Source organism: Gryllotalpicola sp. CP2-P1 (genome assembly GCF_057512245.1).
Genome location: NZ_JBLRDT010000022.1, coordinates 1 through 22,946 on the forward strand (window position 1 = coordinate 1; position 22,946 = coordinate 22,946).

Annotated in this window: 27 protein-coding genes, 1 tRNA gene and 1 pseudogene; 14 read left to right on the top strand and 15 right to left on the bottom strand. The window is 67.4% G+C overall.

Annotation, left to right across the window (positions count from 1 at the left end; genetic code table 11):
* The 3 genes and pseudogenes from ACM2XV_RS03265 to radA all read right to left on the bottom strand — a co-directional run.
* A pseudogene (locus tag ACM2XV_RS03265) lies at positions 1-314 on the bottom strand (FHA domain-containing protein); the annotation flags it as partial.
* 9 nt (positions 315-323) lie between these two features.
* Positions 324-1,145: a PP2C family protein-serine/threonine phosphatase gene (locus tag ACM2XV_RS03270; protein ID WP_487025941.1), complete on the bottom strand. Its 822-nt coding sequence runs from the start codon at positions 1,143-1,145 to the stop codon at positions 324-326.
* 79 nt (positions 1,146-1,224) lie between these two features.
* On the bottom strand, positions 1,225-2,568 hold the full coding sequence (gene radA / locus ACM2XV_RS03275) for a DNA repair protein RadA (protein WP_487025942.1): 1,344 nt from the start codon (positions 2,566-2,568) through the stop codon (positions 1,225-1,227).
* Positions 2,569-2,794: 226 nt separating this feature from the next.
* Here radA and ACM2XV_RS03280 point away from each other — a divergent pair, with 226 nt between their 5' ends.
* Both ACM2XV_RS03280 and ACM2XV_RS03285 read left to right on the top strand, forming a co-directional pair.
* Entirely contained in the window at positions 2,795-4,099 is a 1,305-nt protein-coding gene (locus ACM2XV_RS03280; protein WP_487025943.1) for an ABC transporter substrate-binding protein, read from the top strand.
* Positions 4,100-4,165: 66 nt separating this feature from the next.
* A tRNA-Ser gene (locus ACM2XV_RS03285) sits at positions 4,166-4,252 on the top strand.
* Positions 4,253-4,373: 121 nt separating this feature from the next.
* Here the strand turns inward: ACM2XV_RS03285 and ACM2XV_RS03290 are convergent.
* The 3 genes from ACM2XV_RS03290 to ACM2XV_RS03300 all read right to left on the bottom strand — a co-directional run bounded on the left by ACM2XV_RS03290 (position 4,374) and on the right by ACM2XV_RS03300 (position 7,067).
* On the bottom strand, positions 4,374-5,147 hold the full coding sequence (locus tag ACM2XV_RS03290) for a hypothetical protein (protein ID WP_487025944.1): 774 nt from the start codon (positions 5,145-5,147) through the stop codon (positions 4,374-4,376).
* The gene (locus ACM2XV_RS03295; protein WP_344776635.1) at positions 5,140-6,123 is read right to left on the bottom strand and encodes a hypothetical protein; all 984 of its coding nucleotides are present in this window, start codon (positions 6,121-6,123) and stop codon (positions 5,140-5,142) included. Before ACM2XV_RS03295 ends, ACM2XV_RS03290 begins: the two co-directional genes overlap by 8 nt.
* 62 nt (positions 6,124-6,185) lie before the next feature.
* Positions 6,186-7,067, bottom strand: a complete 882-nt coding sequence (locus ACM2XV_RS03300; protein WP_344776634.1) for a helix-turn-helix transcriptional regulator — start codon at positions 7,065-7,067, stop codon at positions 6,186-6,188.
* A 130-nt stretch (positions 7,068-7,197) separates the two neighbouring features.
* On the opposite strand from ACM2XV_RS03300, the gene ACM2XV_RS03305 reads away from it, so the two are divergent.
* The 6 genes from ACM2XV_RS03305 to ACM2XV_RS03330 are packed head-to-tail and all read left to right on the top strand — an operon-like array spanning position 7,198 to position 11,319.
* Positions 7,198-8,238, top strand: a complete 1,041-nt coding sequence (locus ACM2XV_RS03305; RefSeq protein WP_487025945.1) for an alcohol dehydrogenase catalytic domain-containing protein — start codon at positions 7,198-7,200, stop codon at positions 8,236-8,238.
* A 17-nt stretch (positions 8,239-8,255) separates the two neighbouring features.
* Positions 8,256-8,591 carry a carboxymuconolactone decarboxylase family protein gene (locus ACM2XV_RS03310; RefSeq protein WP_344776631.1) on the top strand — a complete coding sequence of 112 codons (336 nt, stop codon included), beginning with the start codon at positions 8,256-8,258 and terminating at the stop codon, positions 8,589-8,591.
* Complete coding sequence (locus ACM2XV_RS03315) at positions 8,588-8,971, top strand: DUF2255 family protein (RefSeq protein ID WP_487025946.1); 384 nt, start codon at positions 8,588-8,590, stop codon at positions 8,969-8,971. The genes ACM2XV_RS03310 and ACM2XV_RS03315 overlap by 4 nt, the downstream gene beginning before the upstream one ends.
* Before the next feature lie 8 nt (positions 8,972-8,979).
* Positions 8,980-9,864 carry an aldo/keto reductase gene (locus ACM2XV_RS03320; RefSeq protein WP_487025947.1) on the top strand — a complete coding sequence of 295 codons (885 nt, stop codon included), beginning with the start codon at positions 8,980-8,982 and terminating at the stop codon, positions 9,862-9,864.
* A gap of 19 nt (positions 9,865-9,883) precedes the next feature.
* Positions 9,884-10,285 (top strand): (R)-mandelonitrile lyase, encoded by a 402-nt coding sequence (locus ACM2XV_RS03325; protein WP_344776625.1) that lies wholly within the window; start codon positions 9,884-9,886, stop codon positions 10,283-10,285.
* A gap of 17 nt (positions 10,286-10,302) precedes the next feature.
* Positions 10,303-11,319, top strand: a complete 1,017-nt coding sequence (locus ACM2XV_RS03330) for an aldo/keto reductase (protein WP_487025963.1) — start codon at positions 10,303-10,305, stop codon at positions 11,317-11,319.
* Between the two features lie 357 nt (positions 11,320-11,676).
* On the opposite strand, the gene ACM2XV_RS03335 is transcribed toward ACM2XV_RS03330, so the two are convergent.
* The 5 genes from ACM2XV_RS03335 to ACM2XV_RS03355 all read right to left on the bottom strand — a co-directional run bounded on the left by ACM2XV_RS03335 (position 11,677) and on the right by ACM2XV_RS03355 (position 15,830).
* Positions 11,677-12,450, bottom strand: a complete 774-nt coding sequence (locus ACM2XV_RS03335; RefSeq protein ID WP_487025948.1) for an MFS transporter — start codon at positions 12,448-12,450, stop codon at positions 11,677-11,679.
* A 32-nt stretch (positions 12,451-12,482) separates the two neighbouring features.
* The gene (locus ACM2XV_RS03340) at positions 12,483-13,139 is read right to left on the bottom strand and encodes an MFS transporter (protein WP_487025949.1); all 657 of its coding nucleotides are present in this window, start codon (positions 13,137-13,139) and stop codon (positions 12,483-12,485) included.
* 111 nt (positions 13,140-13,250) lie between these two features.
* On the bottom strand, positions 13,251-14,003 hold the full coding sequence (locus ACM2XV_RS03345; RefSeq protein WP_487025950.1) for an SDR family oxidoreductase: 753 nt from the start codon (positions 14,001-14,003) through the stop codon (positions 13,251-13,253).
* Positions 14,004-14,006: 3 nt separating this feature from the next.
* Positions 14,007-14,891 carry an SDR family NAD(P)-dependent oxidoreductase gene (locus ACM2XV_RS03350; protein ID WP_487025951.1) on the bottom strand — a complete coding sequence of 295 codons (885 nt, stop codon included), beginning with the start codon at positions 14,889-14,891 and terminating at the stop codon, positions 14,007-14,009.
* Between the two features lie 36 nt (positions 14,892-14,927).
* Positions 14,928-15,830 carry an SDR family oxidoreductase gene (locus tag ACM2XV_RS03355; protein ID WP_487025952.1) on the bottom strand — a complete coding sequence of 301 codons (903 nt, stop codon included), beginning with the start codon at positions 15,828-15,830 and terminating at the stop codon, positions 14,928-14,930.
* 101 nt (positions 15,831-15,931) lie between these two features.
* Here ACM2XV_RS03355 and ACM2XV_RS03360 point away from each other — a divergent pair, with 101 nt between their 5' ends.
* From ACM2XV_RS03360 to ACM2XV_RS03385, 6 genes are all read left to right on the top strand, one after another.
* Positions 15,932-16,525, top strand: a complete 594-nt coding sequence (locus ACM2XV_RS03360; RefSeq protein ID WP_487025953.1) for a TetR family transcriptional regulator — start codon at positions 15,932-15,934, stop codon at positions 16,523-16,525.
* A 708-nt stretch (positions 16,526-17,233) separates the two neighbouring features.
* A complete protein-coding gene (locus ACM2XV_RS03365) occupies positions 17,234-17,974 on the top strand; it encodes a hypothetical protein (RefSeq protein ID WP_487025954.1) in 741 nt (246 codons plus the stop codon).
* Between the two features lie 12 nt (positions 17,975-17,986).
* Entirely contained in the window at positions 17,987-18,148 is a 162-nt protein-coding gene (locus ACM2XV_RS03370; protein WP_487025955.1) for a hypothetical protein, read from the top strand.
* A 173-nt stretch (positions 18,149-18,321) separates the two neighbouring features.
* Positions 18,322-18,888: a peptidase inhibitor family I36 protein gene (locus ACM2XV_RS03375; RefSeq protein WP_487025956.1), complete on the top strand. Its 567-nt coding sequence runs from the start codon at positions 18,322-18,324 to the stop codon at positions 18,886-18,888.
* 103 nt (positions 18,889-18,991) lie between these two features.
* Complete coding sequence (locus ACM2XV_RS03380) at positions 18,992-19,414, top strand: hypothetical protein (RefSeq protein WP_487025957.1); 423 nt, start codon at positions 18,992-18,994, stop codon at positions 19,412-19,414.
* A gap of 35 nt (positions 19,415-19,449) precedes the next feature.
* The gene (locus tag ACM2XV_RS03385) at positions 19,450-20,172 is read left to right on the top strand and encodes a hypothetical protein (protein WP_487025958.1); all 723 of its coding nucleotides are present in this window, start codon (positions 19,450-19,452) and stop codon (positions 20,170-20,172) included.
* Here the strand turns inward: ACM2XV_RS03385 and ACM2XV_RS03390 are convergent.
* From ACM2XV_RS03390 to ACM2XV_RS03405, 4 genes are all read right to left on the bottom strand, one after another.
* Positions 20,162-20,671, bottom strand: a complete 510-nt coding sequence (locus ACM2XV_RS03390; RefSeq protein WP_487025959.1) for a hypothetical protein — start codon at positions 20,669-20,671, stop codon at positions 20,162-20,164. The two genes, ACM2XV_RS03385 and ACM2XV_RS03390, sit on opposite strands and share 11 nt — an antisense overlap.
* On the bottom strand, positions 20,631-21,275 hold the full coding sequence (locus ACM2XV_RS03395; RefSeq protein ID WP_487025960.1) for an RNA polymerase sigma factor: 645 nt from the start codon (positions 21,273-21,275) through the stop codon (positions 20,631-20,633). Before ACM2XV_RS03395 ends, ACM2XV_RS03390 begins: the two co-directional genes overlap by 41 nt.
* A gap of 205 nt (positions 21,276-21,480) precedes the next feature.
* Positions 21,481-21,783 (bottom strand): EthD family reductase, encoded by a 303-nt coding sequence (locus ACM2XV_RS03400; protein ID WP_487025961.1) that lies wholly within the window; start codon positions 21,781-21,783, stop codon positions 21,481-21,483.
* 41 nt (positions 21,784-21,824) lie between these two features.
* Positions 21,825-22,946, bottom strand: a 1,122-nt coding sequence (locus tag ACM2XV_RS03405) for a dihydrolipoyl dehydrogenase family protein (RefSeq protein ID WP_487025962.1), incomplete at its 5' end; no start/stop codon positions are given.

A 22,946-nucleotide genomic window follows, 5' to 3' on the forward strand; every position in this document is an offset into this window, starting at 1 on the left:
TCGCTCCACGTGGTGATGCCGGCGCCGGTGGCGGACCGTTCCCCGCCCGGCCCCGTGAAGCTCAGCTCGACCCCGCCTCGAACGACGTAGTGCGCGCTCTGGCCGCGGTACTCGAGCAGAGCGAACGACGGCATGGCGCTGAAGCCGCCCGCCGTCAGCAGGTCGAGCGCGGCAGGGATCGGGTCGCCGGAACGCAGGGCCTCGAGCAGCGCGTCGGCGTCGGGCGTGCGCGCGGGCGATGACTCGACCAGCAGCACAGCGCCGGGAATCGCGACCGTCAGCCACCCCCCGGGTGCGGTCGCGTGGACCCTCAACACGCGGCTCTACCCCCTCGGCCTGGTCTCTTCCAAGACACCGAGCCCCCGCTCGTGTGTCTGGTCTGCGTCGCCGCCGGCGTCGCTCGCGTGCGATTCAATCACTATGGCGGTGATGTTGTCATATCCACCGGCGACGTCGGCGGCCTCGACGAGCTGCTGCGCGATGGTGCCCTCGGGCTCGTCGCCGAAGACGACGTCGCCCGCGAGGATGCCGCTGATCATCTCGCGGGTGAGCAGCTTGGTGAGGCCATCGGTGCAGATGAGGAAGGTGCGCACCTGGTCGTAGGGCAGCACCCACACATCGGGCTCGATGACGTCGTCGGCGCCGAGCGCGCGCGTGATGACGTTGCGCTCGGGGTGGTGCGCCGCCTGGTCTTCGGTGATCTTGCCGCGATCCACGAGCTCCTGCACGGCGGAGTGGTCGACGGTGAGCTGCGTGAGCGAGCGCCCGTCCCAGCTGTAGACGCGGGAGTCGCCGACGTTGACGACCATCCAGTGCGGGCCAGTCTCGGTGACGACCCGGGCGACGCCCGCCAGCGTGGTACCGGCGACGGCGATGCCGGTCTCGCCGTGCGTCGAGAGCGACCGCACGGCGAGGTTGGCGTCGGTGACGGCCTCGAGCACGTCGTCGGGCGTCGGCTCGCTGCCCTCTGGCACCCGCTCGGCGAGGGTGGCGACGGCGGCCTGGCTGGCGCGGTCGCCGAAGGCGTGACCGCCCATTCCGTCGGCGACGAAGAAGAGGGGGTCGCTCGCGAGGAACGAGTCCTCATTGATGGAACGCACGCGGCCGGTCGCGCTGTGCGCGCTGACGTCGACTCCGTGCGTCATCCCTACCCCTCCCGACGGTTCTACGAATCGTAGCCTGCTTGGGGGACACGTCGGCGTGGGGAGTGCTCCCCATGGGTGCTCACCCCCGCTGCTGCGGCGCGACGGTCACGGCCTTGGGGATCGCGAAGCTCACGTGCAGCGCATCGGAGTCGATGAGCGTCGTGAAGCCGAGCCGCCCGGCCTCGCTGGCGCGCTGCTTCGCCGATGGAGCGGGGCGGATGTCGCCCGCAAGACTGATCTCGCCGAAGGCGGCCGTCTCGTTCGCGACGGTGCCGCCGCTGGTCGCACTCGCGATCGCGAGAGCAATGGCGAGGTCGGCCGCCGGCTCGGTCACGCGCACCCCACCGACCGTCGAGACATACACATCGCTCTTGCGCAGCACCTCGAGGCCGGCGCGGCGATCAAGCACGGCCACGAGCATGGCGACGCGGGCGGGGTCGACGCCGCTCGTGATGCGGCGCGGGTTGGAAGCCTCGGTGGGGACGACGAGAGCCTGCACCTCGACGGGAAGCGGCCGTCTTCCCTCCATCGCGATCGTGACGCATGTGCCGGAGACGGGGATCACGGAGCGGGAGAGGAACAGCCCGCTCGGGTCTGGCACCTCGGCGATGCCGTCGCCCGTCATCTCGAAGCAGCCGACCTCGTCGGTCGGCCCGAAGCGGTTCTTGAGCGCACGCACGAAGCGCAGCGGCGTCTGGCGGTCGCCCTCGAACTGGCACACCACGTCGACGAGGTGCTCGAGCAGGCGCGGGCCGGCGACGTTCCCCTCTTTCGTGACGTGGCCGACGATGAGGATCGGGATGTTGCGCTCTTTCGCGACCCGGATCAGCGTCACGGCGACCTCACGCACCTGCGCGGGGCCGCCGGCGAGGCCCGTGACGTTCTCGCTCGAGACGGTCTGCACGGAGTCCACGATGACGAGCCCCGGCGCCACGGCGTCGATCTGCCCGATGATCGCGCCGAGCTCGGTCTCGGCGGCGAGGTACAGATTGCCGTGCAGGGCGCCCGTGCGCTCGGCGCGCAGGCGAACCTGGCTCGCGCTCTCTTCCGCGCTGACGTAGAGGACGCGGTCGTATGCGGCGGCGGCCTTCGACGCGACCTCGAGCAGCAGAGTCGACTTGCCGACGCCGGGCTCGCCGCTCAGCAGGATGGCCGCGCCGGGCACGATGCCCCCGCCGAGCACCCGGTCGAACTCGACGATCCCGCTGGGCCAGTGGCTCGCGGCATCCGCCTCGATCTCGACGATGGGGCGTGCGCGACGTGCCCCGCCGATCGCGACAGGATTCACCGCGCGCAGCACGCCGCTCGGCGTCGCCGCCTCGACGACGGTGTTCCACTCGCCGCACTCGGCGCAGCGGCCGACCCATTTCGAGGTGGACCAGCCGCACTCGGTACAGGCGAATGTCGTGGCGGTTTTCGGCATGCCCTCACGCTAGGCGCGGCCACCGACATTCGGCCGCCGCCCCGCGGTGCTCGCCGGAAGCGACGAAAAGTTGCGCAACTCGACTCGAAAGCTGCTGTTGCCTTCGGGTTCCATCGTTGTAGGTTGAGCATTGCTGGGATTCCCGCGCCGAAAAGTTGCGCAAACTATCCCGCATCATGTTTTCGTTCAACGTCGAGCGCCGGCCATCGCCGGATCGGAGTAAGCCATGAATCAGTCCCCGTCGGCACAGCTGTCGCGTCGCAGTCTTCTCTTCGCAGCCGGGGGTGCGGCCGCGGCGTTTGCTCTCGCCGGCTGCACGCCGTCGCGCTCGAGCTCGAAGCAGCTCAAGTTCTGGAACATGCCGTGGGGCGGAACGCAGTTCGCCCCGACCGACAAGAAGATCACCGAGGGCTACAGCCCGAGCGGCTCGCTGCCCGGCGTGATCTATCAGTCGATCGCCTGGGCGAACTTCACCGAGACCTTCTCCTCCGCCATCGCCTCGGGAACGGGGCCGGCGGTGAGCAGCGGCAGCGGGACGCAGGCTTTCCAGTTCGCGGCGCAGGGAAAGATCGCCTACGCGGATGATCTGCTCGATGCGTGGAAGGACAACGGCCTCTTCGACGACTTCCTGCCGGGGCTCATCGACACGATGAAGACGCCCCAGGGCTACGCGGCCGTGCCCTACAACCTCGACATGCGCGTGCTCTGGTATCGGAAGGAGCTGCTGGAGAAGGCCGGGGTGCAGCCGCCGACGGACTGGCAGTCGTACCTCGACGCTTGTGCGGCACTCAAGAAGATCGGCGCGTACGGCTTCGGCGCGGCATCCGGTGCGCAAGGGAATGCATTTCAGGCGCTCGTGAGCCTCATGATCAACAACGGCGGGGGACTGTTCGACGAGGAGCAGAAGCCGAACTGCGTCACCAAGGCGAACATCGACGCCCTCGACTTCGTGGTCGAGATGGTGCGCAAGGGCTACGCCGACCCGGGAACGGTCGGGTACACGACGAGCAACGCCTACGCGCAGTGGAAGGCGGGGAAGTTCGCGATGGGCCTCGAAGCGCCCGGCCTGGCGCAGCAGGTCGCCGGCGACGTCGGGCCGGACATGTACGTGGGCGACCCGCTCACGTCGGCGAGCGGCGCGAAGGGCGCGCTCTCGTTCCCGAACAACATCATGATGTACAAGAACACCCCGAGCCAGAAGGGCTCGGAGGCCTTCCTGACCTACTACTACAAGCACATGGCGCTGCTGTGGACGAAGAACACCGGCATCGGCCTGCCCGTTCTCAAGTCGATCGCCGCGACGCCTGAGTTCCAGTCGGACAAGAACGCCGCCAAGATGATCTCGGCCTGGCAGCCCATTGCGAAGACCTGGGCGGCGCCGGGCGGCAGCGCGCTGTTCGCGAACGTCACGCTCGTCGACAGCACGCCGGCGATGACGACGTTCGCGCAGGAGGTGCTCTCGCTGAAGTCGACGCCGGAGGAAGCGCTCAAGAAGTTGCAGTCGACGCTCACGTCTCAGCTGAAGAAGTAGGACGGCGCGCGGCGGGTCGGCGCACCCGATTCGCTTCGCGGCGTGTGCTCCCGTAAGATCGATCCTGGTACCGTGTCCGAGCGGCCGAAGGAGCATGTCTCGAAAACATGTGATGGTTCACGCCATCCGTGGGTTCAAATCCCACCGGTACCGCGTTGGTACAAAACCCCCGATGCCTTGATTTTACTGGCCTCGGGGGTTTTGTTTCGCTGGTACAAACACGTTTCATGTACCAATTGGCGGCGATTCTGGGATGCCCATCGGAACCGCGCAGCTATGGGCGGGTCACCCGGCGGCGGATGCGAACTGTGAGTAGGCGGGCGTCGATCGGCGTTCTCGCCAGCCAACCCGCATCGGCGTGGTCAGCCAGACGGTGCAACGATGCTGCAGCGTCCTTCCTTGCTCCGATCAGAGCGGTCTCGCCGAGGCGCCATCCGCCGATGTCGGCTGCGTCATAGTTGTCGGCGACCGCGAACAGATTGGCGAGATCGATCGCGTCCTTCGGGCCTTGTGCACCGCGGCCGGCCCACGCGATGGCCTTCAGGACGACCATGAGCTCGACCTCGGGAACGGTGACAGTGGCAAGCTCGGTTCCGTCGCGGAGCCTGGCGACGGTGTCGACGGGAATTCCGCCGTCGCCCAGCGCGAGGTTCAGACCCGGCATGGCATCGAACTCGCGCCCTGCCCGCACTTCCGGCCGGAAGTGTCCGCCCAGGCTGGGGATCAGCACGTCGATTGTCGGCGCTGGCGGATCCCAACCATCCTTGACATATCGGTTCGAATTGACCGCGCTGTACCCCGCGCTCTCGAGGGCCGCATGCGGTTCGCCGGTGTCGGCCAGTTCGACGGGGATTCCCGCGTCGGCGTCGCCTGTCCGGCGTTCTACCATCCCCGACGCGGGGAACGCGGCAGACAGCAACGAGACGGCATGACCACCGATGATGCGAGCCGCGGGGCGATCTTTGAGCAGTTCGGCAAGGTCGGCCAACGCGACATAGGCCGCGTCGTCGGTCGCGCTCTGCGCGAAGAGGTAGGCGGCGTTAGCCATTGCTGCGCCTCTGACGCGCCAGATTTTGGAGGGTCCACTCGCGCAGGCGCGCCACGGCGTCGGCCTGGTCTCCCGTCGAGCCGGTGCGCAGTACGTCGAAGCTCGCGACCACGGGATCCGCGAAGACCGGATCGCCAGCACGAAACGCGTGGGCCGTTGTCCAGAGCGTCGGGTCGGAAGGCACCGTGATCTCGATCGTGTAGTCGTCGGGACTGGCGGCAGCGAAGCCGTACTTTGCGGGATCGAGCCCGTGGGCGGCGTATACGACTGCGTGCTCAGACACGCGCCATCCGTTCCAGTGATCGGCGGCAAGGTCCCCAGAGATGAGCGAGCGGGTACCCAAACTTGCGTCGTCTGCCTGCACCGTCAGCGGCCGATCGCTCCACCAGTAAGTCGCGATGCCGCCGGCGCCGGGGTACTCGTCTACCGCCCAGTCGAAGAGGGCCCCGGGGTCGGCTGCGACCCACCCACCTCGTTCGTGAATGACGAGAGACCCCAAGCGCCGGAACGCGAGCGACACGGCTGCTTGCGAAACGCCGAGCGATGCCGAAATCGCCGTTTGTGTGCGAGGCAGGGGGGATGCCAGTAGAAGCCGTGCGATCGCCAAAGCGGAATACGGTCGGGGTCCACGGGGGCGCCGCGGCGCTGTCTCGGCACCAGGGTCGAGTGGCTCGGCCTGCCGACGAACCCCGTCCACCCATACGGCGCCGGGCAGAGTCTCGACGACCACGAGCCGCGGCTGGGCCGTGGCGAGCTTCGCCAGCCCGCTCGATGCGGCCGTCGTCGTCACCAGCACACGCCCAGGACGGTCCTCGAGCCGGCGGAGCTCAGCTTCCACGTCGCTGGGGGTGGGCCTCCGTGACCCCCGCGCGATCCACAACTCCTGTCCGTCATCCGTGCGCAGCGCTTCAGAGCCAAATGGCACAGCTCGCAGCCCGCCTGAGGCAAGCAGTTGCAGCACCACGCTCGAAATCACGTGTATAAGTGTATTGCACATTTTCTGCAATTTGCTTATACGGCGCGGATCGTCCCCCCAACCTAGTTGCGCGTCGGTGACTCCTCGAGCACGAAGTGCTCGGCTTGATCAGCCGCCCATGAGGCGAGCAGCTTGAGTGCATCGGATGTCGTTGTGCCCTCGCGCGCCGTGTAGACGTTGAGCGCGAGATCCTGCTGCCCGAAGAGGTCCATGGACTCGTAGTCCAAGTCGAGGTCGCCGACGACGGGGTGGTGCAGCCGTTTGACACCGCTGCGGTGGAACTTCACGTCGCGCGACGCCCACTGCTGCCGGAATAGCTCGCTCTGCGTCGACAGCTCACCGATGAGCTTGATCAGCTCGGGGTCGTGAGGGTGCCGCCCGGCTTCGAGCCGGAGCATTGCCGCCGCGTCGTGCGCGATGCGGTCGAAGTCGCGCCAGAACGTCTTCGCGGCGGAGTCGAGGAAGGTGAAGCGCGCTGTATTCACGGGACGGTGCGCGCCGTCGAACACCGGAGAATAAAGCGCGCGTCCCATGACGTTGGCGGCGATGATGTCGTGGCGCCCGTTGCGCACCCAGGCCGGGGCGTCGGTGATCGCGTCGAGGATCTGGCGAACGGAGGGCCGGATGCCCTCGGCGCCGGACTTGAGGTTTCGCCGTGCGGGTCCGGCGGCGCGGGCCAGGTCGAAGAGGTACTCGCGCTCGGCTTCGTCGAGCTGCAGGGCATTGGCGAGGGCGTCGAGGACGGATTCGGATGCACCGGCGAGGTTGCCCCGCTCGAGGCGGACGTAGTAGTCGACGCTCATGCCAGCGAGCATGGCGACTTCTTCGCGCCGCAGGCCCTTCACTCGGCGGTTTCCGCCATAGACCGGAAGCCCGGCGGCCTCCGGCGTGATGCGTGCGCGACGGGACGCCAGGAACTCTCGCACGTCGTCTCGCCCAGTCATGCACTCGACGCTACGCCTTGCGACCGAGGACGCGGGAGGCACTGCCAGTACCTGGAACACCGTGCACTCCCGCACATCTCGGCCGCCGCGTTGACTGAATTCCGTCAGCTTCGCTCGACGAGAGGAATCCATGCGAGCCACGTTCATGTTCAGGGCCGGCGACGTGCGTGTGCAGAACACGCCGGATCCGGTGCTGCGCTACCCCACCGACGCGATCGTCAGGGTCGTCAGGGCCTGCATCTGCGGTTCGGACCTGCACCCATACCATTCCCTACCGGAGACGCCCGGCGGCACGACGATGGGCCACGAATTCATCGGAGTCGTCGAAGAGGTCGGAGCGGATGTCGCCACCGTGAAGAAGGGCGATTTCGTGATCGCCCCGTTCGCAGTCTCCGACGGCACCTGCGAGTACTGCCGAGAGGGATTGCACACTTCCTGCGAAGACGGCGGGTTCTGGAACGACACCGAACTCGGGACCGGCGGTGGCCAGGCCGAGGCCGTGCGCGTTCCGCTTGCAGACGGGACGCTCGTGAAGGTGCCGGGGGCCGTCGATGAGTCCCTCTACTCCGGGCTGCTCAGTCTCTCCGACGTGTACGGCACGGGGTGGCACGCCGCGGTGCGCGCCGGAGTCACCGCCGGCGACAGCGTGGCCGTCATTGGCGATGGCGCGGTAGGGCTCCTCGCGGTGCTCTCGGCGAAGCAGCTCGGCGCAGAGCAGATCGTCCTGATGGGGCGCCACCGGGTGCGCACCGATCTCGGTCGTGAGTTCGGCGCGACTGAGGTCGTCGCAGAGCGCGGCGAGGAAGGCATTGCCAGGGTCCGTGAGCTCACCGGGGGCCGCGGCGTGCGGCGTGTGCTCGAAGCCGTCGGGCACCTGCCCGCCTACGAGCAGGCGGTCGGCATCGTGCGGCCCGGCGGTGTCATCTCTCGCGTCGGCGTTCCGCAGTATCGCGATGCCGAGATCGGCTGGCCGTTCTTCGGCAAGAACACCACTCTCACGGGCGGACCGGCGCCGGTGCGCGCGTATATCGAGCAGCTCATGCCGGCAGTGCTCGACGGAACCGTTCAGCCCGGTCGCGTCTTCGACCGCGAGATCGGCCTGGACGACGTGCCGGACGGGTACCGCGCGATGGACGAGCGCACCGCGTTGAAGGTCATGGTCAAGCCGTGACCGGGAAGGAAGACGACATGTCAGACAAGCCTCAGAGCCCCGCGCAGAAGGCGGTTGGTGACTTCGCACCGAAGCTTGCTGAGTTGACCGACGATGTGCTGTTCGGCGACGTCTGGTCTCGCGCGGCGCTCTCGCGCCGCGATCGCAGCCTGGTCACCGTCGCGAGCCTCGTCACCTCCGGCAGCACCGAGCAGCTCGTGTCACATCTGCGGCTCGCCAAGCAGAACGGGCTGACCGAGGTGGAATTGAAGGAGGAGATCATCCACCTCGCGTTCTACGCAGGGTGGCCGAAGGCCATGTCCGCCATTCAGGTCGCAAAGACCGTCTTCGCCGAGGATGGCGCGCCGAGTTGAGCGGCTGGTCGGAGGCCGAACTGGCCGGAATCGGGCAGGCGGACGAGTTGAGCATCGCGTCGTACCGGCGAGACGGCACGCTGCGCCCCTACGTGACCATCTGGGTGGTGCGAGTGGGCGGCGACATCTTCGTGCGTTCGGCGTACGGAGCGACGAACCCATGGTTCGCGCGCGCCCTGCGCAGTGGGCGCGGGCGTATCCGGGCCGGCGGTGTCGAGAAGAACGTCGAATTCGGCCGCCCCAGCGCTAGCGACCAGGCCGGGATTGACGAGGCATATCACCGGAAGTACGACCGATATGGGCAGCGCATCGTCAGCGGCGTCGTGGGTGAGAGTGTCTACGACGTCACCCTGAGCCTTATCCCGGTCGAAGAATTCTGAGGAGAATCATGATCACCCTGACTTTGAATAACGGCGTCGAACTGCCGGCACTCGGCTTCGGCGTCTTCCAGACCCCACCCGAGGAGACGATCCAGGCGGTGCAGACCGCCTTGGAGACCGGATACCGGCACATCGACACCGCGGCCGCCTACGGCAACGAGCGGGAGGTAGGCGAAGGAATCCGCCGCTCCGGAATCCCGCGCGACGACGTCTTCATCGAGACCAAGGTATGGGTCTCCGACTACGGCCAGGACGAGACGCTGCACGCGTTCGACAAGGCAGTCGGAAAGCTGGGCGTCGAGCAGCTCGACCTGCTGATCCTGCACCAGCCGGCCACCGACCGGTTCGAGAAGACCATCGCCGCCTATAAGTCGCTCGAGACTCTGTATGCCGATGGGAAGGTACGTGCCATCGGGGTCAGCAACTTCATGCCTGACCACCTCGAGCGACTACTTGGCGAGGCATCCGTCGTGCCCGCCGTAAATCAGATCGAGCTGCACCCCTACTTCACGCAGCCGGAGGTGCGCGAGGCGGATGCCGCGCACGGCATCCTCGATCAAGCTTGGTCGCCCATCGGCGGCATCACGTTCTACCCCGGGTTCGGTGACGAGCGCCGCAGTGTCATGGACGACCCGACCCTGCAGGAGATCGCCGCGGCGCACGGCAAGAGTGCCGCGCAGGTAATGCTGCGCTGGCACCTGCAGGAAGGACGCTCCGCGATTCCGAAGTCCACGAACCCCGGGCGCATCTCCGAGAACTTCGACGTCTTCGACTTCGAGCTCTCGGCAGAGGAGCTCGCGCGCATTGACGGGCTCAACACGGGGGTGCGGAACGGCCCCGACCCGGATGTGCCGCGGCCGGAGCGCTTCGACATGGTGATCCCCGACGCCTGAGCGCGAAAGGAGCCACGCGATGGAACTGGAACCGAAGAGGCCGACCTCGAAGGGGCCGCAAGCCACCTTCACCGGCGATGTCTGGGTCGACGCGATCGCCCTGCCCCACGAGCCTGGCCAGCGAATGGTGGTCAGTCGAGTCCGCTTCTCTCCGGGAGCGCACACTGCCTGGCACTCGCACGCGCTCGGGCAGACGCTCCACATCACAGAGGGCGTCGCCCTGATCGGGACGCGCGACGGCCGTGTGATCGAAGCTCGCCCGGGCGACACCGTCTACACGCCACCGGGCGAAGAGCACTGGCATGGCGCAACGCCGGACGATTTCATGGAGCACCTCGCGATGCTCGACAACGGCGACGACCCGGCCACAACCACCACGTGGCTGGAACACCTGAGCGACGCCGAGTACCGGCGCCCCTGACCGGAAAGGACTGGAAGATGGACTATCGCTCTCTAGGCCGCACCGGCGTGCACGTCAGCCCCCTGTGCCTCGGCGCGATGATGTTCGGCCCGTGGGGCAACGACGACCGCGACGACTCCATTCGCATCATCCACCGCGCGTTGGATGCCGGCATCAACTTCATCGACACGGCCGATGTCTACTCCGGCGGTGTCTCAGAAGCGATCATCGGCGAGGCCCTCGGCGGCCGCCGCGACGACGTCTTCCTGGCCACGAAGTTCTTCATGCCGATGGACGACGCGCCGAACCACCGCGGCGGATCGCGCCGATGGATCATGCAGGAGGTCGAGAACTCGCTGCGGCGTCTGAACACCGACTACATCGACCTCTACCAGGTGCACCGCCCCAGCCCCGACACTGACGTGGAAGAGACGCTCGGCGCCCTCACCGACCTGGTTCGCCAGGGGAAGGTGCGATATCTCGGCTCGTCATCGTATTCGGGCTCGCAGATCGTCGAGGCTCAGTGGGCCGCCCGAGAGCGTCGTCTCGAGCGATTCGTGACCGAGCAGCCGCCCTACTCGATCCTCGTCAGGGGCATCGAGGAAGACGTCCTTCCGACCGTCCTGCGGCACGGGATGGGCGCACTGAGCTACAGCCCGCTCGCCGGCGGCTGGCTTTCGGGCAGGTGGCGCAAGGATTCCGCGTCCGCGCCGACCTCGTCTGCGCGCCCGAGCGCCCGGTTCGACATGAGCAGCCCCGCGAACCAGCGCAAACTCGACATCGTCGAAGACCTCGCCGCGCTCGCCGACCAGAGCGGCATCAGCCTGATCGAGCTCGCGATCGCCTTCGTCATCAACCACCCGGGGATCACCTCGGCCATCGTCGGCCCGCGCACCATGGAGCAACTCGAGTCGTACCTGCCGGCGGTCGAGGTGAAGTTGGATGCCGACGTGCTCGACCGGATCGACGAACTCGTCGCACCCGGTGTCACCGTCAACCCGGACGACAACAGCTACGGCGCGCACGAGCTGGGGCCAGCTCAGCGCCGGCGATAGCGCTCGGATGAGGGGGGCCCGATATCGGGAGCGCATTCGATGTACCAATTCAAACCGCCACAACCTGATCAGCCTGATGCGCGCAGATCAGGAAAACGGGTCTGACCGGGGTTAAAAGACCGCGAGCCGCGTGATTCCGGGGCCGGTACGCTGGTTCAAATCCCACCGGTACCGCCATGTGTGATGTGCCGGGACATCGTTTACAGCTGTCTCGGGTCATCGTTTACTGAAGCCCCTCCGCGAGGAGGGGCTTCAGTCGTTTCTGGGGTTGGTAGTAGTCCTGGGTCGGGACACGTGGAGTGAAAGTGCGACGGCGTCTGTAGCGGGTCGTCTGCGATCGCTTCGATGGCGCAGCGGTCAGCTCGTGATGTCCTGATGACTCGGCGTGATCGCTGAGTCTCGTGCGCGAGTCGGGCGGCGTTGCAGGCGAGGTCGGAGGAGGAACGCGGCGGCGACGGTCGTCCCTCCGAGGATGACTGCGAGCACGGCCAGCGCGTCATGCTCGGCGAGCGTGAACGTCACCGACGGAGAGAGGCCGTGGCCCTGGTGCACCGCCGCGCGGTTGGTGACGACGACGCCAAGTGCGCCGCCTCCGAACGCCGCTCCAATCTGCCGGAGCGTGGTGACGACCGCGCCCGCCATGCTGGCGTCGGCCGCCTCGGCATGGTCGATGACGAGCGCTGTGGTCGGCGCGATCAGTAGCCCGAGGCCGGCACCGATCAGCGCAAGCCCGGCGTCGCTTGCAAACAGCGGGCTTGCCGCATCGGCTAACCACAAGGTCAGCGTTCCTGCCAGTGTTGCGCCGAGCCCGGTCATGATGACGGCGAAGTGCCCGGCGAGCCTGACCGCGCCCGCGGCGAGTGTGCTCGTGACGATGAAAGCGGTGGTGAGCGCCAGTAGATGGACGCCGGCGGCGAGAGCCGACAGTGCCTGTGCTTGCTGAATCTCGAGAGTCGCCAACAGGGCGACCCCGGCGAACGAGAACAGCGCCACGGCGGCAACGAGCAGGGCGCCGACGTCGGTGCGGGACCGAAATGCGCGGAATGACACGACCGGGCTCGCGACGCGCCGTTCAACGATGACGAACACGACGGTGCCGGCGACGAACACAGCTGTGCTGACCGCAGGCACGGGCGAGCCGAACCCCAGGCGGATCCCCTCGACTACGCCAGCACAAGCGCTGCGATCGCGACGGCGGCGATGCTGCTGCCGGCGATGTCGACGGTTCCGCTCCTGCCGTGCGTCTCGGTGACGCCGAAGGGCGCCAGGGCAACGATGATTACTGCGACGACGGCGTTCACGACGAATACGGCGTGCCAGCTGAACGCAGCGAGAAGCAGGCCCGAAGTGAGCGGCCCGATGGCGAAGCCGATGCCGGAGCAGGCCGCCCAGATGCCGAGCGCTCGGCCCCGGCGCGCAGCGTCGTGAAAGGCAGTGGCGGCGATGGCAAGGCTATTCGGAACGATGAGGGCCGCGCCAAGTCCCATCACGAGTTCGCCGCCGATCACGGCGGCGGGTGCCCACGCGAGTGCGGTGAGGACGGCTCCGGCGGCGAGGATGGCGGCACCCGTCTGCAGGGCGGTCCGCCGTCCGATTCGGTCGCCGAGCGCTCCGGAAGACAGTACAACAGCCGCAACCGCCAGGGTGTACGAGCTGTTGGCCCAGACGAGCTGGGCGGCAACGAGGTGAAGGTCTGCGGCGATCGCGGAGATCGATGTCACGGTGGCGGTGATCGTCAGAAAGCTCATCGTCATGCCGAGGCATGCGATGATCACCGCCCACCATGGGCTGAGCGTGGACGACGGATTCGGTGCGGACATAGGTGTCCTTCGAGGAGAACGGAAGCGGGGTGGGGAGGGCCGCGCGCTGACGCGGGCATAGGAAGAGACCGGCGGATCGCGTGTGAGCGTTCCGCCGGTCTCACAGGGGCTTCAGCCCTGGTGGCCGCTGTTGATGACGCCGAGGACCTTCTCGTACTCGCCGCGGCGCTCGGCGAAGCGCTGGAACTTGACGTTCTCGACGAGGACCTCATGCACATCCGGCTCGGTCTCGAGGATGGCGAATGAGGCGTCGACGAACGCATCGAGCGGCATGGCTCGGGGATTGTTGACGTTGTTCATCAACGAGGTCTGCACGGCAGGCGGCACGATTTCGATCACCTGGACGGACGTGTCGGCAAGCTGCAATCGCAGAGATTCAGTGAGCGAGTGGATCGCCGCTTTGGTTGCGCAGTACGTCGCCGTGAGCGCCAGCGGTACGGATGCCAGGCCCGAGGAGACCGTGATGATCGCGGCGTCCGGGCGTGACTGCAGGTGCTCGGTGAATGCCGCGATCAGGCGGATCGGGCCGAGGAGGTTCGTCGCGACCGTCTGCTCGGCGGTGGTCAGGAAGCCGTCGGCGGAGTGCCAGTCTTCGGGCTTCTGGATGCCGGCCATGGCGAGGACGACGTTGAGCTCCGGGTGCTTGCCGATCACGTGTGCGGCGGCGGCAGTGATGCTGTGCGGGTCCGTGATGTCGATTTCGACCGTGTCGAAGCCCTCTTCTGCGGCGAGCCGTTCGAGGACATCGACGCGTCGGCCGCCGATGATGACGGTGTTACCGCGCTCGGCGAAGCGCCGGGCGAGGGCGAGCCCGATGCCGCTGGTGGCGCCGGGGATGAAGACGGTGTTTCCGGTGACGTACATTGATCAGCCGTTCTGCTTGATGGTGAGGAGCTGCTGGAGCTCCATATGGGTCATGGACTCGCGGATGTGAGCCTCGGTCTGCTCGACGATGTCGTCGACGCTGAAGCGCGTGAAGTCGACGATGCTGCGGAAGGGCCGCTCGCCGAACGGCAGCGCGAGGATGCGCGCGATCTCATCGGCGACGCTGATCGGGTCAGGGTCGACACCGTCCTCGAACAGGCTGTTCGTCGCCTCGAGGTTGCGGGCGACCATCGGGTCGAGCACCGCGTAGCCAGCGGCCACGGCGGTATCGGACGCGTGGCTGGCGTTGGGGAAGTGCGCCGTGCCTCGGGTGAACGGGCCGGGCATCACGATCACCGACTCGATGCCCAGTGGCGCGACCTCGTACCGTGTGGCCTGGGCGAGCACGTCGAATGCCGCCTTCGATGCGACGTACGGGCCGAGGAACGGCGGGACGTCGATGATCGACGTGCTGCCGACATACAGCAGGGTCCCGGTGCCGCGCTCACGCATGTGCGGCAGAACCGCGCGATTCACCCGCTGCGCGCCGAGCATGTTGATGTCGACGAGGTGCGCAATGTCGTCTGCGGTGAACGACTCGACATAGCCGACGGCCAGGTGACCGGCGTTGTGCACGACGACGTCGAGCTGGCCGGCCTCGGCCACGACGGCGGCGACCGCCTGCCGCGCGGATTCCTCGGACTGGACGTCGAGGGCGACGGTGCGGAGGTCGAGGCCTTCGGCCGCGCCCCAGCGCAGGAGCTCCTGCGCGTGATCGCCCTTCGGGTTGCGCATGCTGGCGTAGACCGTGTGACCGGCGCGGGCCAATGAGCGGGCGGTCAGGTTGCCGATGCCGGTTCCGGCGCCGGTGATGAGCACGATGGGCACAGTGCTTCTTCTTTCCTTGATGGGATTCGTGGTGATTCAGTGGTTCGCCGCGGGAGTGGCATCGAGGTCGTCGATGAGCCCGGGGCGAGTCGGCTGCCAGCCGAGTGAGTCGCGAGTGAGCTGGCTGGAAACCGGGTCGTCAATGCCGACGAAGGGAGCGAGGTAGCCGAATGCCTTCCCGGCTGCCTCGGGGAAGATCGACGCGGTCGGCACCCCGAGGCGACGTCCGACGGCCGCAGCGATCTCGCGTATCGGGATGCCACCCTCGGCGATGGCGTGCAAGCGGCTGCCAGCCGGGGCCGACTCGAGCGCAGCGACGTACAGAGCTGCGGCGTCGTCGGTGTGCACCGACGGCCACCGATTCGCGCCGTCGCCGATGTACCGGGCGACGCCGGCGACCTTGGCAATCTCCAGGAGGCCGGACACGAAGCCGAAACGTCCGTTGCTGTGCACGGCCGGCGGCAGACGCACCACGGATGCCCGGACGCCCTGCTCCGCGAGCGCAACCACGGCGTTCTCGGAGTCGATGCGGGGCCCGCCCGGCAGCGCATCCAGCTCGGTCAGCTCGCCCGTGGCGCCGGCGAGCACCATGCCTGCCGTGGCGTTCGTGCCGACGAACGGCTTGCCTGAGCCTGCAAGCGCTGCTCCGATCGCCTGCACGGCTTCGAAGTCAGCCGCAGTCGCTCCCAGCAGATCACCGGAGCCTTGCCGCTCGTGGTCGAACGCGAGATGGATCACGCCGTCGGCATCGTGCGCCGCCGCGCCGAGGATGTCCCGGTCGGCGAGGTCGCCCCGCACGACGGTGGCGCCACGCGCAGCGACGGCCGCGGCGGACTTATCGGAGCGGGCGAGCCCGGTGACCGTGTGGCCGGCTGCAACAAGCGCCGGAATCACCCGAGAGGCGATGTGACCGGACGCGCCGGTGACGAATACGCGCAAATCTTCGCTCCATCCTTCGGCCTGCCAAGCGCAGGTCATTTCAGTAACTGCAATCACTGTACGCCCTGATTGCAGTCACTGCAAACAGATACACTGGTGCCATGCCGCGATGGGAGCCCAACGCCATGGAGCGCCTGCACGACGCAGCAATCGAGCTGTTCGTCGCGCAGGGGTTCGATCGGACGACGGTCGCAGAGATCGCGCAGCGGGCCGGTCTCACGGAGCGCACCTTCTTCAATCACTTCGCGAGCAAGCGCGAGGTGCTGTTCGGCCGAACGTCAGAGATCCAGAAGCAGGTTGTCGCTCGTGCGATCGCCGCCTGCCCCGCCGAAACGAGGCCGCTTGATGCCGTCATAGTGGGTCTCCAGGCCGCCGCCGACGAGGTCCTCGAGGACTTCCGAGCACCGGCGGCGCAGCGCCGCGTGATCATTGAGGCGACGCCCGAACTCCAAGAGCGGGAGGAGGGCAAGCGCGCCGCGCTGACGGCAGCGATCGCGTCGGCGCTCGTAGACCGCGGTGTCGATGCCAGTGACGCATACCTCATCGCCGGGATCGGTCTCCTCACCCAGCAAGCCGCCGAACAACGGTGGATCGATCCCTCGGAGCAGCGTCCGCTCCGGGATCTGCTGCCGGAGGCGCTGGTCAGGCTGACGGAGTTGATGATGCCAGACGGCATCGCCGGCCTTCAGCCGTAAGAGCACTGGAGGCTCGGCCCCGGCTTGGCAGGGAAGGGCGCATCCGCGTCGACGTCGACGGGAATGGGGTCGCGGCCTCATGGCAAATGGATTGCGGACAGTGCCGACAAACTGCTCGCAGCGGTCATCGAGCGGGCCGAGTTGCGGTTCCCCGCCGCGATCGCAGTCTCGCTTGTCTATGAGAATGAGACACAGGCTCCTCAGGGCACGCGCCCCCTTCGCCTCGTTCAGGTGGACCATGGCGTCGTAGAGCCGGCCGCTGGTCATCCGGCCCAACACGCTGCCGCGTCTCGAGCACCGTGGGCACTCTCGGACTCCCTCTCGGCAGACGCCGAGACTGACGCCACCTTCCCCACTTTGCCCCGCACCGATGGTGACGACAGCAAGAGCCGCAAGGCGGAAGACCTGCTATTCCTGCACGTGCGCCTCCGGGCTGGCGTTCATCGCCTGCTCGACGAGGTAGCTGAGGTCCAGCGGCCTCGTGGCCGGAAGATCGAGGTCTTCAGGGCGTGCTGTGGTGTCGCTCATGTGGTCTCCAAGGACGTGCTGTTCTGACGAGTCGTCATAGGGATATGTCCGCTGCCCGGAAAAGGTTCCATCGCCGCCCACCCCTAGAACTGGGGTCACCGTGCGGGGGTAGAAACCGGAACCTCGGCGCCTCCTTCGGACATAAGAGTTCGTGCGGCCGACTGCGGCCGCGCAGATCCTATGGAAGGAAACACCTTGCAAACAACGCGCACTCGGATGGCGGCCATAGCCGGTGTCTTCACCGCCGGGCTCCTCGCCCTTGCTGGCTGCGCCTCGCCGCACGCGGCGAGCCAGCCAGCTTCTTCGCTTCACGTCGACTCTGGCGTGTCCGTTGTCAAACAGGAGTTGACCCCGGCACAGGCCGAAGCGATCGAGCCGGTTCCTGTGGCAGATGTCACGTATCCGCAGAACAAGAACCTCGACGAGGACCAGATCAGGGCACGCTTCGCTCAGATCGACTCGGATTACGAGGTCGGCCAGCAGTTCTCGGCGGCAGACGCCGAGTTTGTCGAGGCCTACGCAACTCCGAACGCGCAGGTGTTCGATCCGTCCCAGGTCGCGGTGCACACCGCGGCCGGTATCTCCGGCGGAGCGTCCGGAGGGTCCGGCACCCACAAGGCCAGCGCAAGCGACAAGATCTCTCACACTGGTGGCCCACTGACCTGGCACTGGTCGACGACGGTGAAGATCTCAACAGGCTCGGCTGTCACCAAGTCGACGATCGAGGCGCACCCCCGCGGATACGGAATCGTCGGACAGGGCGGAGTCGGGCTCGTCTACAGCGCTAACCCGAGCACGACGACCACGAGCCATTCGTACACCTGGAACCGGTCCGCCACCTATACTGCAGCCGAGGCCTACTTCACAATGTATGACGACGTGAAGGTCTACTACAGCGGAGGGTCCTTCCAACTCGGATAGGAGACAGCAATCGTGGGCACACTTCATGACTTCTCGTGGCTGGGGTTGCTGGTTAACCTGCTGATCCTCGCCATCATCGTTGCAATCGTCTGGTCGATTGTTCACAACGTCCGACGCAATCGACGGAATCGCGACCGCGAAAACAGCCGCCCTGCGCCGAACCGCAACGGCTAGACAAACGCCGAATCCAGCTCCACGAAGGGCCGGGATCCCCCGAGGGTCCCGGCCCTTCTGCGTGCCTCGGCCACAGCTGCTTCGTGCGCCCGCGGCCACGGGAACCTTCGCGCATCCATCGGACATATCTGTCTGCCTCGAACTCGTGAGGCCTGACAGATTGGACCGCTCCCGTGAGAACCCCGTCACTCCTGGCCGCTCTCGGCCTCGCCGCGAGCCTGCTGCTCACCCCCGCCGCCGCACAGGCAGCCGTCGTGCTGCCCGGCGCTGACGAAGACCCCGCCGGCGACTTCTGCGCCAGCCACATCACCACCGACGGCGCGATGAGCGACCCGGTCTGCTTCGACACCCAGGACGAGCTCGACGCCTACCTCACAGGAGTCGGCGTGACGTCGCCCCAGGCGCGCGCCCTGTCGCCGAACGCCCCGAGCGCCGCGGCCGCACAGGTCGTCCTCGGCAGCGTCTACAAGAACGCGAACCTCACCGGCGCGAAGCTCACGCTCTACGGCTCGGGCACAGTGTGCAAGGGCGTCACCTACGGCTTCTCGAGCCTCGCCTCCGGCTGGGACAACAGCATCAGCTCGGCCGCCGCCTCTACGGGCTGCTGGGTGACGCTGTACAGCAAGACCTCCTACGCCGGTGACCGGATCACCTGCACGCCGATCTGCGACTCCGTGGGCAACCTGCTGAACGACAAGGTGAAATCCCTCGTGTTCAGACCGACCGGCCAGTTCGGCTGAGCCGGTTGGAACCTTTCGACGTGAGCGGACATATCCCTACATGCGACCGGCTCGGCCGCATCCGCTACGTGTGGCGGTATCGCACTGCAGAAAGGCATGAACCGTGACCCCTTCTCGCTTCTCCCGGCCGATCTTCGCCGGCATCACCGCTCTCGTGCTCGGCCTCGGGATAGGTCTCACTTCCCTTGCGCCTGCCGATGCTGCCACCCCGCTGTTGGCTTCTACGCATAGTTTCGCGGCGACGCCTGCAAGCAGCAACGTTGTGAGCCCTCAGATCCTCACATGGTCGCCCTATGACTCGTCGCATATAACAACGGAGGCGAAATGCAAGGCGCGCATGAACTACCTGATCAAAGTGCAGCCGAGCTTTGCTTTCAAGTGCGAGGAGTTCGTCTCCAACACGTGTCCCTCTTCGACTTATTGGATGGTGATGTGCGCCGAAAAGGATGGCTTCATTGTGCTGCAGCCCTCAGATGCGAAGGCGATCGAGCATGCTTCAGCATCGTCCCAGGTGACGTGCGGCTAGCTTGAGTGCATAGCCCGATGCGGGAGGCCCGGCGCATGACGATAAGTGACCTGATCCTGGAGACGGGCATGGCCGCGCGTGCCTCGGGCATTCTGGTGGAGCAGGCGGGCGAGGTCGGGCTGCTCCACCACCAGGGTTTCACGGCTCCCGGAATCGGTCTCAGCTGGGAGTCGGCGAAGGCCGTGCAGCTGATAAGTCTCGGACGCACCGCACTCCGGGTGACGGAGCGGCACCGTGGTCAGCTCGTCACCGCGACGGGGACATGGGATGGAGCCGCGCTGCGCGACCCCGTGTTCTCGTCATGGAGCCCCGGCCGGCCGGACGAGCACCATGTGCCGCCGCACGGTGGAAGACCTGTCGTCAGCCGTGCCCAGCTGACCGCGCAGGCGGCGGTGCGCAAGTCCGGCGCGCTGCTCTCACTCGAGAGTTTCCAGCAACGCGACGGCACCCATCGCTTCGTCGCCGTGGCCCGGGACGAAGAGGCCGTCGCTGCCGCTCTCGGGCCGGTCTATGACGGGGCACTCACGGTCGTGCCGACGCGGTGGACACGAGCAGAGTTGGACGAAGCAAGTCAGTCCCTGCTTTCAGCCGCGGAAGGGCTCGTGCTCTGGTTCGGTGAGTGGCAGAACGAGCATCACGAGCTCGTGTTCCGCGCAACCGTCAAGTACGTCACGGAGGAGATCGCGACGGCATTCAATCGCGCACCGCGCGGCGCCGTCGAGCTCCTTGCCTTCATTCAGCCGCAGCTCACCGCTTGAGCGGCGCCAGTCCGATCGACTGGCACAGGTCGCGGCCGTCGCCCGGCACCACGGCTGCGCTGCCGTCCTTCATCACACACACGGTCAGATGAGCTGGCACCGTGCCCGGCGGGTTGCTCGTCGCGGTCGGGTCATAGCCGGGCTCCAGCACGCCCTGCTGCCACATCTGGGTGCACAGACTCACGGCGTCGGTGACCCGGGGCTCACCTGAGGACTGCGCGAGCGTCGCGGAGGCATCCGGGTACTTCCCGCCAAGCCCCTCGTGCGCCGACGACAGGCAGTGCACGATCGAGGTGTTGCTCACGCTGCGGGCCTTCACGACGACTCCTGCGCCGACGCCGACGCTCGCGGCGATCAGCACGCCGACGCCGCCCCACACCGCCCAGCGCCGGCGGATGCGCCGCTGCCGGGCAGCGGGCTCTGCCTCGATCACGTCGAGCAGAAGACCGCGGATCGCGTCATCCCGCGGTGGCGCCACCAGCTCGTCGTCCGGACTCACGGCTCACCTCCTCGAACAGGTTGTCATCCGCTGCTGCAGTGCGCGAGCCTGCCAGCAGATCCTGCAGCTTCTCCTTGGCGCGGTGCAGCCGCGACTTGACCGTTCCCAGGGGTAGGTCCAAGACCGCTGCGGCCTGCGCGAGCGGCAGCTCGTCCATGAGGCACAGCTGCACGACGATCCGCTCGCGCGCATTCAGCCGTGACAGCGCGTCGCGGACGGCACGCGCCTGCTCGACGCCGTCGATGCTCTCGGCGACGAGTCCGGCGATGTCGGGGGCTGGCAGGGGCGCCGGCAGTTTCGCGAGCGCGATGCGGTGCCGTCGCTTCGCACGCTCCAGGTTCAGCGCCACGAGCCCCGTCGTCGTGTACAGCCACGGCAGCAGCGACCCCTCGACGATGCGCACATCCTTGCGGCGGCGCCACACCTCAAGGAAGACGACCGCCACGACCTCTTCGGCGTCGCTGACGTCGCCGGTCAGCACGAACGCCTTGCGGAACACCTGGCGGCGGTGGCGGTCGTAGATGACACCGAAGGATGCCGTCGTGCCGCTCAGCGTCTCGAGCCAAAGGGCGGCGTCGCTCTCGTCGCCTCGTGCCCTCGACATGTCGCCAGCATAAGCGTTCGTCTAGACAGCGCGCGCACCCTCCACGGGGAGGCGAGCTATGCCCTCGAGTGGGCTGCGATCCTGCTGATGGGGCTCGCGCGCAACGGCGCCGGCTGGCACGTTGTGCTGGCCGCCGACATCCGCTGCGTCACGAAAGGGCCGGCGCGACGATGACTCGTCGGGCAGGCCCTTTCGTGCACTGGTCTCAGCTCTCGACGTCCGAGAACAGGCCGGTGAACGATGTCTCGGTCGCCGCCACTTTCTGGAAGAACGCCGCGGCCGCCGGCGCCTCGAGCGCGGCTGATGCCTGCTCGTAGGTGTCGAAGTACAGGTCGAGCGTGCGGTGGGCCGGGGTCGGCGAGCCGTCCTCCTTCGGCCACACCTTGGCCGACTCGACGCGCTGGACCGCGGGCAGCGCCCGCGCGAGATCCGGCGCGCCGGCATACGTCGCCTCGAAGGCGGCGGGGTCGGCAGGGTTGTCGAAGATGAGCGTGATTTTCGTAGTCATGAGTCTTCCTTTTCTTGTGATCGGATGTGTGGCGAGGGGGGTCAGGTGCGGCGTCCATACGTCTCGAGCAGACGCAGCCAGATCTCACTCATCGTCGGGTATGCCGGCACGGCATGCCAGAGCCGGTCGATCGTGACCTCGCCGACGATCGCGATGGTCGCGGCCTGCAGCAGCTCGGCGACGTCCTGCCCGATGAAGGTGGCGCCGACGACGACGCCGCGGTCCTCGTTCACCACGAGCTTGGCCCGACCGCTGTAGCCGTCGGCGTGAAGCTTCGCGCCCGCCACAGCACCGAGGTCATACTCGACGGCGCGAACCGTGATGCCCTGCTCGCGGGCGCGGGCCTCGGTGAGTCCGACGCTCGCGACCTCGGGGTCGGAGAACACGACGTGGGGAACGGCCACGTGATCGGCAGTGGCGGCATGCACTCCCCAACGCGCGTCGTCCACCTGATCGCCCCGCAGTCGCGCGGCAATCGCCTCGCCGGCGGCGCGTGCCTGGTACTTGCCCTGGTGCGTGAGCAGCGCACGGCCGTTCACGTCGCCGACGGCATACAGCCAATCGGTGCCATCGACGCGCAGCGTCTCGTCGACGGCGAGGCGGCTCGCCGGGTCGAGCCCGACGGTCTCGAGGCCGAGCTCATCGGTGTTCGGGCGGCGCCCCGTCGCGACGACGATCTCTTCGGCTCGAAGGTCGGTGCCGTCCTCGAAGGCGACGGTGACGATGCCGTCGGAGTTCCGATCGACGCGGGCGGGAACGGTGCCGAGCCGCACGTCGACCCCCTCAGCACCGAGTGCGGCGACCAGGCGCTCGCCGACGAACGGCTCCTCGCGATCGAGCAGCCCCGACCGCGACAGCAGTGTCACCTGCGAGCCGAGTGAGGAATACGCGAACGCGAGCTCGACCCCGGCGACGCCGCCGCCGACGATGATGAGCCGCGGTGGCACGTGGTCGGCCGCCGTCGCCTCGCGGGTGCCCCATGGCGCGGCGGATGCCAGACCGGGGATGTCGGGAAGGACCGGTACGGACCCCGTCGCGAGCGCGACGGCCGCTGCCGTCACGTTCTTCTCGCCCACCTGGACCACATGCGGGCCGGCGAGGCGGGCGCGGCCGCGAATGAGGTCGATGCCCGCCGATGCGAGCCAGGCGACCTGGCCGTCGTC

Bases quoted from the DNA above. Each gene is read 5' to 3' on its own strand.
- ACM2XV_RS03270 (WP_487025941.1), bottom strand. From the start codon at position 1,145: ATGACGCACGGAGTCGACGTCAGCGCGCACAGCGCGACCGGCCGCGTG.
- radA (WP_487025942.1), bottom strand. From the start codon at position 2,568: ATGCCGAAAACCGCCACGACATTCGCCTGTACCGAGTGCGGCTGGTCC.
- ACM2XV_RS03280 (WP_487025943.1), top strand. From the start codon at position 2,795: ATGAATCAGTCCCCGTCGGCACAGCTGTCGCGTCGCAGTCTTCTCTTC.
- ACM2XV_RS03290 (WP_487025944.1), bottom strand. From the start codon at position 5,147: ATGGCTAACGCCGCCTACCTCTTCGCGCAGAGCGCGACCGACGACGCG.
- ACM2XV_RS03300 (WP_344776634.1), bottom strand. From the start codon at position 7,067: ATGACTGGGCGAGACGACGTGCGAGAGTTCCTGGCGTCCCGTCGCGCA.
- ACM2XV_RS03305 (WP_487025945.1), top strand. From the start codon at position 7,198: ATGCGAGCCACGTTCATGTTCAGGGCCGGCGACGTGCGTGTGCAGAAC.
- ACM2XV_RS03310 (WP_344776631.1), top strand. From the start codon at position 8,256: ATGTCAGACAAGCCTCAGAGCCCCGCGCAGAAGGCGGTTGGTGACTTC.
- ACM2XV_RS03320 (WP_487025947.1), top strand. From the start codon at position 8,980: ATGATCACCCTGACTTTGAATAACGGCGTCGAACTGCCGGCACTCGGC.
- ACM2XV_RS03325 (WP_344776625.1), top strand. From the start codon at position 9,884: ATGGAACTGGAACCGAAGAGGCCGACCTCGAAGGGGCCGCAAGCCACC.
- ACM2XV_RS03330 (WP_487025963.1), top strand. From the start codon at position 10,303: ATGGACTATCGCTCTCTAGGCCGCACCGGCGTGCACGTCAGCCCCCTG.
- ACM2XV_RS03340 (WP_487025949.1), bottom strand. From the start codon at position 13,139: ATGTCCGCACCGAATCCGTCGTCCACGCTCAGCCCATGGTGGGCGGTG.
- ACM2XV_RS03345 (WP_487025950.1), bottom strand. From the start codon at position 14,003: ATGTACGTCACCGGAAACACCGTCTTCATCCCCGGCGCCACCAGCGGC.
- ACM2XV_RS03360 (WP_487025953.1), top strand. From the start codon at position 15,932: ATGCCGCGATGGGAGCCCAACGCCATGGAGCGCCTGCACGACGCAGCA.
- ACM2XV_RS03365 (WP_487025954.1), top strand. From the start codon at position 17,234: ATGGAAGGAAACACCTTGCAAACAACGCGCACTCGGATGGCGGCCATA.
- ACM2XV_RS03385 (WP_487025958.1), top strand. From the start codon at position 19,450: ATGACGATAAGTGACCTGATCCTGGAGACGGGCATGGCCGCGCGTGCC.
- ACM2XV_RS03395 (WP_487025960.1), bottom strand. From the start codon at position 21,275: ATGTCGAGGGCACGAGGCGACGAGAGCGACGCCGCCCTTTGGCTCGAG.
- ACM2XV_RS03400 (WP_487025961.1), bottom strand. From the start codon at position 21,783: ATGACTACGAAAATCACGCTCATCTTCGACAACCCTGCCGACCCCGCC.